This is a genomic window from Enterobacter sp. V89_11 (assembly GCF_029967775.1).
Lineage (GTDB): Bacteria > Pseudomonadota > Gammaproteobacteria > Enterobacterales > Enterobacteriaceae > Enterobacter > Enterobacter ludwigii.
In genome coordinates, this window is record NZ_JASCAN010000004.1 from 170,375 (window position 1) to 183,645 (window position 13,271).

At 50.7% G+C, this 13,271-nt stretch carries 14 protein-coding genes and 1 other RNA gene; 8 read left to right on the plus strand and 7 right to left on the minus strand.

Features of this window, described 5'->3' with window-relative positions:
* Nucleotides 1-130: 130 nt before the first annotated feature.
* From hxsD to hxsA, 4 genes are read left to right on the plus strand one after another with little or no spacing between them, the layout of a single operon-like run.
* On the plus strand, nt 131-403 hold the full coding sequence (gene hxsD, locus QLG09_RS04685; RefSeq protein WP_032678801.1) for a His-Xaa-Ser system protein HxsD: 273 nt from the start codon (nt 131-133) through the stop codon (nt 401-403).
* Nucleotides 403-1,791 (plus strand): His-Xaa-Ser system radical SAM maturase HxsB, encoded by a 1,389-nt coding sequence (gene hxsB, locus QLG09_RS04690; protein WP_228176502.1) that lies wholly within the window; start codon nt 403-405, stop codon nt 1,789-1,791. Before hxsD ends, hxsB begins: the two co-directional genes overlap by 1 nt.
* Nucleotides 1,784-2,896, plus strand: a complete 1,113-nt coding sequence (gene hxsC, locus QLG09_RS04695; protein WP_228176503.1) for a His-Xaa-Ser system radical SAM maturase HxsC — start codon at nt 1,784-1,786, stop codon at nt 2,894-2,896. Before hxsB ends, hxsC begins: the two co-directional genes overlap by 8 nt.
* On the plus strand, nt 2,893-3,522 hold the full coding sequence (gene hxsA / locus QLG09_RS04700) for a His-Xaa-Ser repeat protein HxsA (RefSeq protein ID WP_072031457.1): 630 nt from the start codon (nt 2,893-2,895) through the stop codon (nt 3,520-3,522). Before hxsC ends, hxsA begins: the two co-directional genes overlap by 4 nt.
* 180 nt (nt 3,523-3,702) lie before the next feature.
* Here hxsA and ssrA read toward each other — a convergent pair.
* Both ssrA and smpB read right to left on the minus strand, forming a co-directional pair.
* Nucleotides 3,703-4,066, minus strand: a transfer-messenger RNA (tmRNA) gene (ssrA, locus tag QLG09_RS04705).
* Nucleotides 4,067-4,155: 89 nt separating this feature from the next.
* On the minus strand, nt 4,156-4,638 hold the full coding sequence (gene smpB / locus QLG09_RS04710) for an SsrA-binding protein SmpB (RefSeq protein ID WP_008502505.1): 483 nt from the start codon (nt 4,636-4,638) through the stop codon (nt 4,156-4,158).
* 156 nt (nt 4,639-4,794) lie between these two features.
* Between smpB and QLG09_RS04715 the strand changes: the two genes are divergently transcribed.
* Complete coding sequence (locus tag QLG09_RS04715) at nt 4,795-5,232, plus strand: type II toxin-antitoxin system RatA family toxin (protein WP_024908332.1); 438 nt, start codon at nt 4,795-4,797, stop codon at nt 5,230-5,232.
* Nucleotides 5,222-5,509 (plus strand): RnfH family protein, encoded by a 288-nt coding sequence (locus tag QLG09_RS04720; RefSeq protein ID WP_282488752.1) that lies wholly within the window; start codon nt 5,222-5,224, stop codon nt 5,507-5,509. The genes QLG09_RS04715 and QLG09_RS04720 overlap by 11 nt, the downstream gene beginning before the upstream one ends.
* A gap of 99 nt (nt 5,510-5,608) precedes the next feature.
* Here QLG09_RS04720 and bamE read toward each other — a convergent pair whose 3' ends face one another.
* The 3 genes from bamE to nadK all read right to left on the minus strand — a co-directional run bounded on the left by bamE (nt 5,609) and on the right by nadK (nt 8,711).
* On the minus strand, nt 5,609-5,947 hold the full coding sequence (gene bamE, locus QLG09_RS04725; RefSeq protein ID WP_282488753.1) for an outer membrane protein assembly factor BamE: 339 nt from the start codon (nt 5,945-5,947) through the stop codon (nt 5,609-5,611).
* 138 nt (nt 5,948-6,085) lie between these two features.
* A complete protein-coding gene (recN, locus tag QLG09_RS04730; protein ID WP_282488754.1) occupies nt 6,086-7,747 on the minus strand; it encodes a DNA repair protein RecN in 1,662 nt (553 codons plus the stop codon).
* Between the two features lie 85 nt (nt 7,748-7,832).
* Nucleotides 7,833-8,711 (minus strand): NAD(+) kinase, encoded by an 879-nt coding sequence (nadK, locus tag QLG09_RS04735; RefSeq protein WP_020883909.1) that lies wholly within the window; start codon nt 8,709-8,711, stop codon nt 7,833-7,835.
* A gap of 122 nt (nt 8,712-8,833) precedes the next feature.
* Here nadK and grpE point away from each other — a divergent pair, with 122 nt between their 5' ends.
* The gene (gene grpE, locus QLG09_RS04740; protein WP_020883911.1) at nt 8,834-9,427 is read left to right on the plus strand and encodes a nucleotide exchange factor GrpE; all 594 of its coding nucleotides are present in this window, start codon (nt 8,834-8,836) and stop codon (nt 9,425-9,427) included.
* Nucleotides 9,428-9,478: 51 nt separating this feature from the next.
* Here the strand turns inward: grpE and QLG09_RS04745 are convergent, their stop codons facing one another.
* Nucleotides 9,479-10,765 (minus strand): HlyC/CorC family transporter, encoded by a 1,287-nt coding sequence (locus tag QLG09_RS04745; protein ID WP_032670206.1) that lies wholly within the window; start codon nt 10,763-10,765, stop codon nt 9,479-9,481.
* A gap of 18 nt (nt 10,766-10,783) precedes the next feature.
* Entirely contained in the window at nt 10,784-11,575 is a 792-nt protein-coding gene (locus tag QLG09_RS04750; protein ID WP_003863130.1) for an inner membrane protein YpjD, read from the minus strand.
* 166 nt (nt 11,576-11,741) lie between these two features.
* Here QLG09_RS04750 and ffh point away from each other — a divergent pair, with 166 nt between their 5' ends.
* A complete protein-coding gene (gene ffh / locus QLG09_RS04755; protein WP_014171250.1) occupies nt 11,742-13,103 on the plus strand; it encodes a signal recognition particle protein in 1,362 nt (453 codons plus the stop codon).
* Nucleotides 13,104-13,271 lie beyond the last annotated feature (168 nt).

Consider the following 13,271-nt stretch of genomic DNA (forward strand, 5'->3'; position numbering starts at 1 on the left):
TGTCAGAGTCGCCATTCAGATGCAAACATCCTGTAACATATTAATTAAATGGTGTATCCTCATTTCTATAGGAAAAATCCGCTTTACAGTGGTTGCTGATTGTGATTATTAGTTTTGTGAGGCAATGGCAATGTGCGAAAGGATATTAAAAAAAGATGTTTATTCTGAATGGGTTATACGCAATACCCTGTACTGGATGACTTCGCTTACTCAGTGGAAGTTTTGTGAAGATATATCCTCCTGGAAAATCTCTTTTGAAAACGATAGTCCCGAATGCCTCTATGAATTCGAGAGGCTGCTGAATGATTACGCTTTGCGAGAAAAACTACAGCATAAAACAGGGGCGTTGAGAGATTCTATTGTCCATAAAGTGCTTCGCAGTGTCGATGAAAGGCTTTCGTAATGGAATTGATGCCATTCAATTTTGACAGATTGCCTAATGGACAGGTGTTTATAAGCAACCTCGCTGGTTTTCATCATTTCATTGATGAGCAAGAGTTGCTTGATCTTTCTGATGAGCAAATCAATGCGGAACAATCAAACGCACTCGAAAGCAAGCTATTCATAACCAACGAAAGCTCATCGGCTATAACGCCCTATGCTTTAAGTTCTGCTTTTGCAAAACGATTGATGAATGAACTGGCTATCAGGCCAATTTTCATGATTGTGCCCACACTACGTTGCGACCATACCTGCAAGTATTGTCAGGTCAGTAGAGCTTCAGTGAATGCCTCTGGTTATGATCTAGATCCCGATCTCATCCCTGATATCATTTCTACTATCAAAAAACTATCGACACCACCATACAAGATAGAGATACAGGGTGGAGAGCCACTCTTGCGGTTCGATTTAATTCAGTCTATCTATGAGCAATGTGCTGAAACGCTGGGAGGTATCGATTTTGAGATGGTGATAGCATCAAGCCTGTCTGTCTTGAATGAGGATATGCTTGAATGGTCGAGAGATAGGAACATAACGTTCTCTACTTCGCTTGATGGTGAGGAAGTTGTTCACAACAGTAATCGAATTCTTGGTCATGGGCTTGCGTACAGTAGAACAGTGTCAGGAGTAGAGGCTATTCAACGGTCTTTAGGCGCTGGGCGAGTTGCAACGGTTACCACAGTTACTAAAGATCTTATCAGGCATCCTGAATCGATTGTCCATGCTCACTTGTCTCTTGGCCTCAAGGACATGTTTATCCGACCTGTTAGTCCCTATGGGTTTGCACAAAAAGCATCGTTCACCTTTTCTATGGATGAATACTTCAGTTTCTATGCCTCGTTGATAGATGAAATCCTTAAGATCAATAATGAAGGGATAAGGGTTGTGGAACATTCGGCCTCCATTCATCTGAAAAGGATCTTCAATCCCGGCTTTAGTGGTTACGCAGATTTAAAGTCGCCAAGTGGGGTTGTGCTTAACAGTATTCTTTTCAATTATGACGGTCGAGTATATGGTAGCGATGAGAGCCGTATGTTGCAGAAGGTGAATCCTGAAACGGAGTTCAGTGCGGGTGAGGTTAAGACGCTACAATTTTCTAAGAGTCCTTACTATAACGCAGTATTAAGTTCATCGTTCAATTTTGCTCTACCAGGTTGTGATACATGTGCATATCAACCATTTTGCGGTGCAGATCCATGCCAGAACATAAGTGTACAGGGTGAGCCTGTCGGTGATAGGAGTCGTTCAACGTTTTGTCAGTATCACAAGGGGATGTTCAGGTATCTGATGAACTGCATCTCAGAAGGTGGTCCGAAGGCTGAGATGCTAAAAGGATGGGCATATGTCTGAGGTTATCAGGAACGATATCTTTCATTTTGCTTCAAAAGAGACTGTGCCCGCGGGGTTCTATCGGTTATGCAAACAAAAACCAGTGAACCCTTTATTCTTTTTGCCCAATTTGCTGGTAGTTGCTGAAAGCAATAATGATGTCATTCTACCATGCTTTGATTACTCTGTTATTAGCACTGAATTATTTGAGTCAATTGAAAATGGAGATATTGGGATAATCAACAATGGCAATATGATACGCGTTATTCTGTCCCGAAGAGCCAATCATAATACTGTCTTAGTAACGGAACGTTGCAATAACTTGTGTCTGTTTTGTTCGCAGCCACCAAAAAAATCAAATGATGATTGGCTTCTTACCCAATCAGCTCTTGCTATAGCTTCATTTGGTTTGAATGGAGTTGTTGGGGTCAGCGGTGGTGAACCTTTGCTGTATGGAGATGATTTCCTTCACTTCATTGATTTTATCATCGAGAATTCACCAGATACTGCTTTGCATGTTTTAACAAACGGACGCAAATTTGCTGATACCAACTTTACTCAGGAAATGGCAAAGCGAAGCAAAAAGATCAAAATCACCTTTGGTATCCCGCTCTACTCATCAAGACCACTTGTGCATGATCATCTGGTAGGGAGTGATGGCGCATTTAATGAAACAGTCAAGGGGTTAATCAATGCAGGAAACTCAGGGATTAATATCGAACTTAGAGTTATTCCGACACTGGCTAACTATACAGAACTGGATGACATCGTAGAGTTCGTCGGCCGTGTGTTCTCCAACATCAATCAGATTTCCCTTATGGGGTTGGAATCTATCGGGTGGGCACGAAAAAACTGGTCATCAATCTTTATCGAGCATGATAACTATCGTGAGAAAATCCTCTCTGTCATAGACACTGCGCAAAGGTCAGGCATCCCTCTAACAATCTTCAATTACCCATTGTGCCATCTTCCTGAAAAAGCCAGAGGGTTTGCTACCCAGTCAATTTCTGACTGGAAAAATTACTATCCCAAAGAATGTGATGAATGTACTCAGAAGTCTTCCTGTGCTGGTTATTTCAGTTCGTCAAAAGGCCGTTTTCATCAACCTCCGAGACCAATTTTATGAAAAAAATTAATTTCGCTTCCCTGCTTCCGGGATTTTTGGCACTCAATAATTCTGTATGGGCAAGTGATTCCTCTACTGGAGCAAGTGATTTGCCCGGTATGACTCTTAATGAGCATGATTTAGTGATAGCACCACTTAACACGGAAGTCCCATTCTACATTGCAGGGCATCGCAGCCATAGCTCCCATCGGAGTCATAGTTCTCACAGATCCTCATCAGGTGGCGGGTACTATGGTGGCAGCACTCCTTATTATCCTAAAACATACAGTTCACCAAGCTCATCTGGCTCTTCAAGTTCAGGGACAAGTTCCTCATCGTCATCTGTTCGTTCGCTTCGCTCTAATGACATGGATGCCTCTACGACTACAAACTCTGCTGGAACGAATGGAACTACCCGTGCAACTAGTGGGCTGACTTCTGATACTGAAAAGCGTAAACGTTTAATCATGCGAGTGCAGTTTGCATTACTGGATAAAGGTTTTTATAACGGTAATATTGATGGAAGTATGGGACCAGCGACACGAGCTGCTATCAAAGATTATAGAGTTGCAAATGGGCTTCCTACTCCAGTAAGAGAAACATTAGATACTCAGTTATTGAATTCTTTAAATATACTGGCCCGTTAAAAATATCTGGTTAAATAGAATGAACATAAAACTCGCTATTTGAAGGATGTAGCTAATTCTGGGACAGGACATTCAGACGCCGCAGGACAGATCATGCATACAAAAAAGCCCGCAGGGCTTGCGCCGTGCGGGCTCTTAGGACTTCATCGGATGACTCTGGTAATCACCGATGGAGAATTTTGGTGGAGCTGGCGGGAGTTGAACCCGCGTCCGAAATTTCTACATCCTCGGTACTACATGCTTAGTTTGTCTTTACATTCGCACGCCAGCTGCGAACAAACACGCCACTAACGTACTAGCCTGATTAGTTTTAACGCTTCAACCCCAGGCAGGGCTTCCACGCGATCTCTTTTGGGTTTGACCTCTCTTGAATCCCCGTCTTAAGAGCGGAAGCTAGGGAGAGAGGGCTCAGAGCAGGTTATTAAGCTGCTAAAGCGTAGTTTTCGTCGTTTGCGACTATTTTTTTGCGGCTTTTTACGAGGCAAACCGCCCCTCGGCATGCACCTTGGGTTTCGCAAATCCCGTCGAATCCAGAATCAGCCCCAATAGTGTTGAACTGAGTATACCAGATTTTACATCCTGGATACCAGCCCGGAACGCTAACTTATTGAATAGTACAATAAGTGCGCAGAATCAACGTCCTGCGTTTTTCATAATACGTGCTTTGTCGAGCTGCCATTCGCGCTCTTTCAGATCGGTACGTTTGTCGTGCTGTTTTTTACCCTTCGCGACGCCAACTTTCACTTTGCACCAGGCATTTTTCCAGTACAGCGACAGGGCAACCACGGTGAAGCCTTCACGGTTAATGCGCCCATAAAGGGACTCCAGTTCACGCTTGTTCAACAGCAGCTTACGGGTACGCGTTGGGTCACACACGTAGTGTGACGAGGCGACGGTCAGCGGCGTGAAGTTGGCACCGAACAGGAAGGCTTCGCCATCTTTCAGGATCACGTAGCTATCACCGATGTTGGCTTTCCCGGCGCGCAGCGATTTTACTTCCCAACCCTGCAATGCAAGGCCAGCTTCGAATTCTTCTTCAATAAAATACTCGTGGCGAGCACGCTTGTTGAGCGCAATGGTCGCCGAGCCTGGTTTATGTGCTTTTTTCTTCGTCATAAGTATCGTAAAGCCATCGGTAATCTGATTTCAAAAAGTCACCTCATTGCGTCCTGTGAGGTCTAACGCGCTATATTAGCACGAGATGAGGCTTAGCGTTTTTTTAACAGGTGATAAATGTTATTATTTGTCGGTTGTGTGACCATGGGAAATGCTATGCCTCAGATTAGCCGTACTGCGCTTGTTCCATACAGCGCGGAACAAATGTATCAGTTAGTGAACGACGTTCAGTCTTATCCAGAATTTATTCCGGGATGTACCGGGAGCCGAGTGCTGGAGTCTGGCCCGACGCAGATGACGGCGGCGGTCGATGTCTCCAAAGCGGGGATCAGCAAGACGTTCACCACCCGCAATACGCTGACGAGCAATCAGAGTATTTTGATGCATCTGGTAGATGGTCCGTTTAAAACCCTGATGGGTGGCTGGAAGTTTACCCCCCTCAGCGCTGATGCCTGTCGCATCGAGTTCCAGCTGGACTTTGAGTTTACCAATAAACTGATTGAGCTGGCGTTTGGCCGCATCTTTAAAGAGCTGGCCTCGAATATGGTTCAGGCGTTCACGACCCGCGCCAAAGAGGTTTACAGTGTCGCATAAGATAGCTGTCGAGGTGGTGTATGCGCTGCCGGAGAAGCAATATCTGCAGCGTGTGATGCTGGAAGAAGGTGCGACCGTTGAGGCGGCTATTCGCGCTTCTGGCATCCTTGAGCTTCGTCGTGACATCGACCTGGCGAAAAATAAAGTCGGCATTTACAGCCGTCCGGTCAAACTGGCTGAAGTGGTGAATGAGGGTGACAGGGTCGAAATTTATCGCCCGCTGATTGCCGACCCGAAAGAGCTGCGTCGCCAGCGTGCGGAGAAATCGGGTAAGTAGTTCGCTCTTCACCTTAAGCCTGATCTCAAAGGGGCGAGGGGGATGAAGGAAAACAAAAAAGGTGCTCATTGAGCACCTTTTTGCATCTCTGACACCTGATTATTTGGTCAGGGCAGGCTTGTTGTCGATGTGGGTCAACACACCGGCGCTGCTGAAGGTCAGCGTCAGGGTCTGCTGGGACGCGTCTTCATGGCCCGGCTGCTGACGGAATACATAGAACCAGGTGTTTGTGCCGAACGGATCGGACATCATTGGGGTTCCAAGTGCATAAGCGACCTGCTGTTGTGTCATCCCCACACGGATTTTGGACACATCGTTAGGGGTAAGGTAGTTCCCCTGGTTGATATCAGGACGGTAAACCACTTTCTCCAGAGTGGAACAGCCTGCGGTCAACATCAGAAGAACCGCTGCGGCAGCGGTCAGCATTTTACAACGCATAGTGATTTGATTCCTTTTCGGGCCCGAGCAGAACGCGGCTCATATGTTATATGCCGATGATAATAGACCTTGCCCCACTTTGAAACCGGTCTGGCGGCGTTTTTGTTGTTCTCTATGACCCTGAGATCCCGAAAAAGTTTATGCCGCCAGCAGTTCTTTCGCGTTCGCGAGCGTATTTCGCGTGACTTCACTGCCGCCCAGCAGGCGTGCCAGCTCCTGCAGACGTGCGCGTTTATCCAGTGGCTTCATGTGCGTTTCCGTCATTTCACCGTCAGTTTCTTTGCTGACGATAAAGTGATGATGACCACACCCGGCCACCTGCGGCAGGTGGGTAACACACATGACCTGCGTTGATTCACCCAACTGGCGCAACAGTTTGCCGACGACCGCCGCCGTAGGGCCGCTGATCCCCACGTCCACTTCATCGAAAATCAGCGCCGGGGTTTCCATTTTACGTGCGGTAATCACCTGAATCGCCAGCGCGATACGCGACAGTTCACCGCCGGAAGCCACTTTAGAGATGGGCTGCAACGGCTGCCCCGGGTTGGTGGTGACGCGGAATTCAATACGGTCCGCACCTTCCGCCGTCAGATGGTTCTCTTCGAAACGGACATCGATGGTGAACACGCCGTGCGGCATCGCCAGCGTGTGCATGCTGTCGGTGATGTGCTGGCTCAGTTCCTGGGCGTAATGTTGACGGATCTCATGCAGCTGTTTCGCCGTCGTCAGCGCCTGTTCATGGTGCAGGTTCACCGCCAGTGACAGGGTTTCCAGCGAGTCAGCCTGATCGTCAAGCTGCTGTTGTTCATCAAGCAGGGACTGATAATAGCCAGGCAGCTCTTCTGGCGTAACGTGGTGCTTGCGCGCCAGCGAGATCTGACGGGAGATGCGTTGCTCCAGCTCAAACAGACGGTTCGGGTCGAGATCCAGACGTTCACAGTAGTGGCGCAGTTCGTCACTGGCTTCTGAAATCTGAATCGCGGCCTCTTCCAGCATATCCAGTACGCCAGCGAGCTTGCTGTCCATGCCGGCCAGCTCGGTGATGAGCTGACGAACATTATACAGCTGGCTCTGCAGGTTCACGTCTTCACCGTCAGCCAGCATGTTAAGGGCATTCTGGCTGGTTGAGAGCAGGTGACCGCTGTTGGCCAGGCGCTTGTACTCTTCGTCGATAAGCTCAAATTCACCCGCCTGCGGGCTAAATTCGTTGAGTTCTTTAAGCTGGTATTCCAGAAGCTCAGCACGGGCGGCACGCTCCTGGCTTTGCTGCTGGTGCTGGGCAAGCTCACGACAGCTTTGATGCCACTGGCGATAGTGCTCCGCCATGCGCTGAGTAAGTGCGTACTCACCTGCATAGCCATCAAGCAGCGCTTTCTGCTGCTCCGGTTTAATGAGTTGCTGGTGCGCGTGCTGGCCGTGGATCTGAATGAGTAACTGGCCGAGCTCGCGAAGCTGGGAAAGCGGGACTGCGGTGCCGTTGATAAAGCCGCGGGAACGACCATCGCTGCTGATAACGCGACGAAGTAAACACTCACGTCCGTCTTCCAGCTGGTTCTCTTCGAGCCAGCGCAGGGCGGCAGGGGTATCTTTCAGGGAGAAGCGAGCGCAGAGATCGGCACGGTTTGCGCCCCTGCGCACCATGTCACCTTCTGCACGGCCGCCGAGGCACAAGCCGAGGGCATCTATGGCAATGGATTTACCCGCACCGGTTTCCCCGGTGATCGCCGTCATGCCGCTGTGGAAATCGATCTCAAGCTCACGAACTATGGCAAAGTTGCTGATGGTCAGTTGTGCCAGCATAATTGTTTTCCTGTATGAAAAACCATGACTGTGTTTTCATACAGTATAAACTGGTTTTATATACAGTAAAGTACTGGATGCAAAATCAGAACAATTTTTTTGACCAGCCAAGCTTCGAGCTTAATGTATTGAAATAGCTGTAATCTTTCGGATGAATAAGATTCAGGTGATAATCACACCGACGAATGAGAACATCTTCACCTTCCTGAATAGGCAGCGCAATCTGGCTGTCGCAACTGATCTCCAGATCGTTACGGCGGTGCGAGAAACGCAGACGAATGGTGCTGCTGCTGTTGATCACCAGCGGACGCGCGGAGAGCGTGTGCGGGAACATCGGTACCAGGGTGATGGCATCCAGTGAAGGGGTGAGGATCGGGCCACCCGCAGAGAGGGAGTAGGCAGTCGACCCTGTCGGCGTGGAGATAATCAGCCCGTCAGAACGCTGCGAGAAGGCGAAGATTTCGTCGATATAGACTTCGAACTCAATCATGTGCGCCACTTTGCCGGGATGGAGCACCACTTCATTAATCGCGGTGCTGATGCGCTTCTGGCAGTCCTGCTGACACACCTGCGCTTCCAGCAAAAAGCGTTTTTCGCTGATATAATGACCTTCCAGCACGTCGGCCAGCTGCTGCTGGGCGTTGTCCGGATCGAGGTCGGTCAGAAAGCCGAGATTGCCGCGGTTGATACCGATGACCTTGATGTCATAACGCGCGAGCGTTCGGGCCGCGCCGAGCATATTGCCGTCGCCACCGACCACCACGGCGAGATCCGCCTGCTGGCCAATTTCCGCCAGCGTGCCGGTTTTGACGCTCTTCAGCTGCAGCTCCTGGGCAATCTGCTGTTCGACCATCACTTCATAGCCTTTGCTACACAGCCAGCGATACAACATTTCATGTGTCGTCAATGCGGTAGGGTGACGCGGATGCCCGACGATCCCAATACACCTGAAATGATTATTCATTTTCTGGAGGTCCTTGTGCCTGATGAATGATGACAATCTGTCTTGTTCCCTTGAATCCCGGAAACTGATCCCCATAATAAGCGAAGTTAGCGATATGAATGCAGAAAAACGCGGAGAAATTCATGAGTAGTAAAGAACAGAAAACGCCTGAGGGGCAAGCCCCTGAAGAAATTATCACGGAACAGCACGATGATGTTGAGGCTGTAGAGCCGGACGCATCTGCTGAGCAGGTGGACCCGCGCGATGAAAAAATTGCGAATCTGGAAGCTCAGCTGGTAGAAGCACAGAATCGCGAACGCGACAGTGTTCTGCGCATCAAGGCGGAAATGGAAAACCTGCGCCGTCGTACCGAGCAGGACGTTGAGAAGGCGCATAAATTTGCGCTGGAGAAATTTATCAACGAACTGCTGCCGGTGATTGATAGCCTGGATCGCGCACTGGAAGTGGCTGATAAAGCTAACCCGGACAACACCGCGATGATCGAAGGTATCGAACTGACGCTGAAATCCATGCTGGATGTGGTACGTAAGTTTGGCGTGGAAGTGGTTGGCGATACCAACGTTCCGCTGGATCCAAACGTACACCAGGCGATTGCGATGGTGGAATCAGAAGACGTTGAAGCCGGTAAAGTGCTTGGCGTGATGCAGAAAGGTTATACCCTGAACGGTCGTACCATTCGTGCTGCAATGGTTACCGTGGCGAAAGCGAAAGCGTAATTTGCCATCTGTAGTGCCGGGTGGCGGCTTGCGCCGTACCCGGCCTACTCTCTATTCAGCAATACTTTCCCGAATCGGTTTTACCGGCAGGACTTTCACCTGCTTAATCATATTGTCCTGCACGTCCAGGATATCAATATCGTATTGCTCAATGCGCACCCGCGTGCCCGCCGCCGGGATCTCTTCCAGTGCTTCCAGAATCATCCCGTTTATGGTGCGTGCTTCATCTTCCGGTAAATGCCAGTTAAAGGCTTTATTGAGCTCGCGAATGTTCGCGCTGCCGTCGATCAGCACCGAGCCGTCGTTTTGCGGGGTGACTTCTTCCGCAAGGGAAGGGGACATGGAGGTGGTAAAGTCCCCGACAATCTCTTCCAGAATATCTTCAACCGTCACCAGCCCCTGAATATCCCCGTACTCATTGACCACCAGGCCGACCTTCTTCTTGTTACGCTGGAACTTCACCAGCTGGGTGCTGAGCGGCGTTCCTTCTGGCACGTAATAAATTTCGTCAGCGGCGCGGAGCATCACCTCTTTGGTGAACTCTTTTTTCTCGGTCATCAGACGATAAGCTTCGCGCACGCGCAGCATGCTGATGGCATCGTCCAGAGAGTCGCGGTACAGCACGATACGCCCGTGCGGGGAGTGGGTCAACTGGCGGACGATGGCTTTCCAGTCGTCATTGATATCAATGCCGACGATCTCGTTACGCGGCACCATGATGTCGTTAACGCTGACTTTTTCCAGATCCAGTACCGACAGCAGCATGTCCTGATTACGCCGGGAGATCTGCGAGCGCGATTCATGCACGATGGTGCGCAGCTCTTCTTTGCTGAGCGCGCTGCTGATGGTGACGTCTGCTTTGATACCGATCATCCGCATCAGAACACGCGTCACCATGTTCAGTAACCAGACCAGCGGCATCATCAGGATCAGCAGCGGTGCCAGCAGGAAGCTGCTGGGGTAGGCCACTTTTTCCGGGTAGAGCGCGGCGATGGTTTTAGGCAGCACTTCTGCAAACACCAGCACCACAAACGTCAGCACACCGGTGGCAATGGCGACGCCGGCGTTGCCGTACAGGCGCATCCCAACGATGGTACCGAGCGCAGAGGCAAGAATGTTGACGAGGTTGTTACCGATGAGCACCAGACTGATCAGACGATCCGGTTGACGCAGCAGTTTTTCGACGCGACGGGCGGCACGGTTACCCTGCTTAGCACGATGACGTAACCGGTAGCGGTTTAAGGTCATCATGCCGGTTTCCGAGCCGGAGAAATAGGCGGAGATGACCACCATGACGATCAGCGTAATGATCAGCGTGGTGGTAGAGATGTGTTCCAGGGGGAACTCCTTTGTTACTTAGCCAGCAAACTGCTGTATGAAGCGGCTGCCAAAATAGGCAAGGGTGAGAATGCCCGCGCCCGCGACGTTGAACCAGACCACGCGACGACCGCGCCAGCCTTCATGATAATGGCCCCATAACAGGACAATATAGACAAACCACGCGATGATGGAGAGGACCGCTTTATCGATATTCTCCACGCTGAACAGGTTTTTCATATAAAACAGGCCCGTGCACAGCGTTAACGTCAGCAGCACGACACCGACCTGCGTGATGTGGAACATCTTACGCTCAATCACCATCAGCGGCGGCATCTCATGGTTAAAGGCCAGCTTTTTGTTTTTCAGCTGGTAGTCAATCCAGGCGAGCTGCATGGCATAGAGCGCGGCGATAATCAGCGTTGCATAAGCGAAGAGTGACAGGCCGATATGCACCAGCATTCCCGGCGTCGCTTCCAGATGCGTAATAAACTCATTGGGCATAAACGTGGCCAGGGCCAGGTTGATTAGCGCGAAGGCATACACAATCGGCAGTAGCAGCCAGCCGCGGTTTTTAGAGGCGACAATGGTCATCACCGTACAGATCATCAGGCTGACCAGCGAGCCGACGTTGAGCACGCTCAGGTTCTGTACGCTGCCATCGCCGGGGATAATGCGCGATTCCAGCGCGAACGCATGGCTTATCAGTGCGATTACCGCCGAAAGAATAGCCATGCGTCGCCAGCCGCTGTTTTTTTGCAGCAGTCCAGGAATGATCAGCGCGAGGCTGACAGAGTAGGCAACAAGGGCGATCAGTGCGAAAACAGGCATATAGGCATCGACAGTTGTCTTAATAAGAAAGAGAAGCAGTATAACGTTACGTGACGCCTGCTCCAACCGTTGCATAACAACAAAGCCGCCTTCATGTTATACTCCGGCAAAATTCTGTGTATGTGTCGCTGCCAGCGACCCAACGTTTCTACTCAGGCGAGAGACAATGTTTGATAATTTAACCGATCGTTTGTCGCGCACGCTGCGCAACATCAGCGGCCGCGGACGCCTTACCGAAGACAACATCAAGGAAACGCTGCGCGAAGTGCGCATGGCGCTGCTGGAAGCAGACGTCGCGTTGCCGGTTGTTCGTGATTTTATCAACCGCGTTAAAGAGAAGGCGGTTGGTCATGAAGTTAACAAGAGCCTGACCCCGGGTCAGGAGTTCGTCAAAATCGTCCGTAACGAACTGGTTTCGGCGATGGGCGAAGAGAACCAGGTGCTTAACCTGGCGGCACAGCCACCGGCCGTCGTGCTGATGGCAGGCCTGCAGGGTGCGGGTAAAACCACCAGTGTGGGTAAGCTGGGTAAATTCCTGCGTGAAAAGCACAAGAAAAAAGTGCTGGTCGTTTCTGCGGACGTCTATCGCCCGGCGGCGATTAAACAGCTGGAAACCCTGGCGCAGCAGGTCAGCGTGGATTTCTTCCCGTCTGACGTTGCCCAGAAGCCTGTCGACATCGTTAACGCGGCGCTGAAAGAGGCGAAGCTGAAATTCTACGACGTGCTGCTGGTGGATACCGCCGGTCGTCTGCACGTTGACGAAGCGATGATGGATGAGATCAAACAGGTGCATGCCGCTATCAATCCGGTAGAGACCCTGTTTGTTGTTGACGCCATGACCGGTCAGGATGCGGCGAACACCGCGAAAGCGTTTAACGAAGCGCTGCCGTTAACCGGCGTAGTGCTGACCAAAGTGGACGGTGACGCCCGCGGCGGTGCGGCGCTTTCGATTCGTCATATCACCGGCAAGCCGATTAAATTCCTCGGTGTGGGTGAGAAAACCGAAGCGCTGGAGCCGTTCCACCCGGACCGTATCGCCTCCCGTATCCTCGGCATGGGCGACGTGCTGTCGCTTATCGAAGATATCGAGAGCAAGGTTGACCGCGCCCAGGCTGAGAAGCTGGCCAGCAAGCTGAAAAAAGGCGACGGCTTTGACCTGACCGATTTCCTTGAGCAGCTGCGTCAGATGAAAAACATGGGCGGCATGGCAAGCCTGATGGGCAAACTGCCGGGCATGGGCCAGATCCCTGACAACGTAAAAGCGCAGATGGATGACAAGGTGCTGGTGCGTATGGAGGCGATCATCAACTCGATGACCCTCAAGGAACGTGCTAACCCGGACATCATCAAAGGGTCCCGCAAACGCCGTATCGCAGCTGGTTGCGGCATGCAGGTGCAGGACGTAAACCGCCTTCTGAAACAGTTCGACGACATGCAGCGCATGATGAAGAAAATGAAGAAAGGCGGCATGGCGAAGATGATGCGTGGCATGAAGGGCATGATGCCGCCAGGATTCCCTGGCCGTTAATCGCCTGGCTGCTGGCTATTTTGATGCCAGGGTGTGCCCGAAAAGCACACCCTGGCCGTGTTTTGCAGCAGAGTTTTAACTGCTGATTGCATTTTCCCCAGAAATCAGTAAAATTTTCGGGCTTTTAATATGACACCCGGGCTCCGTTCCTCGATGGGGCCCGGTTGT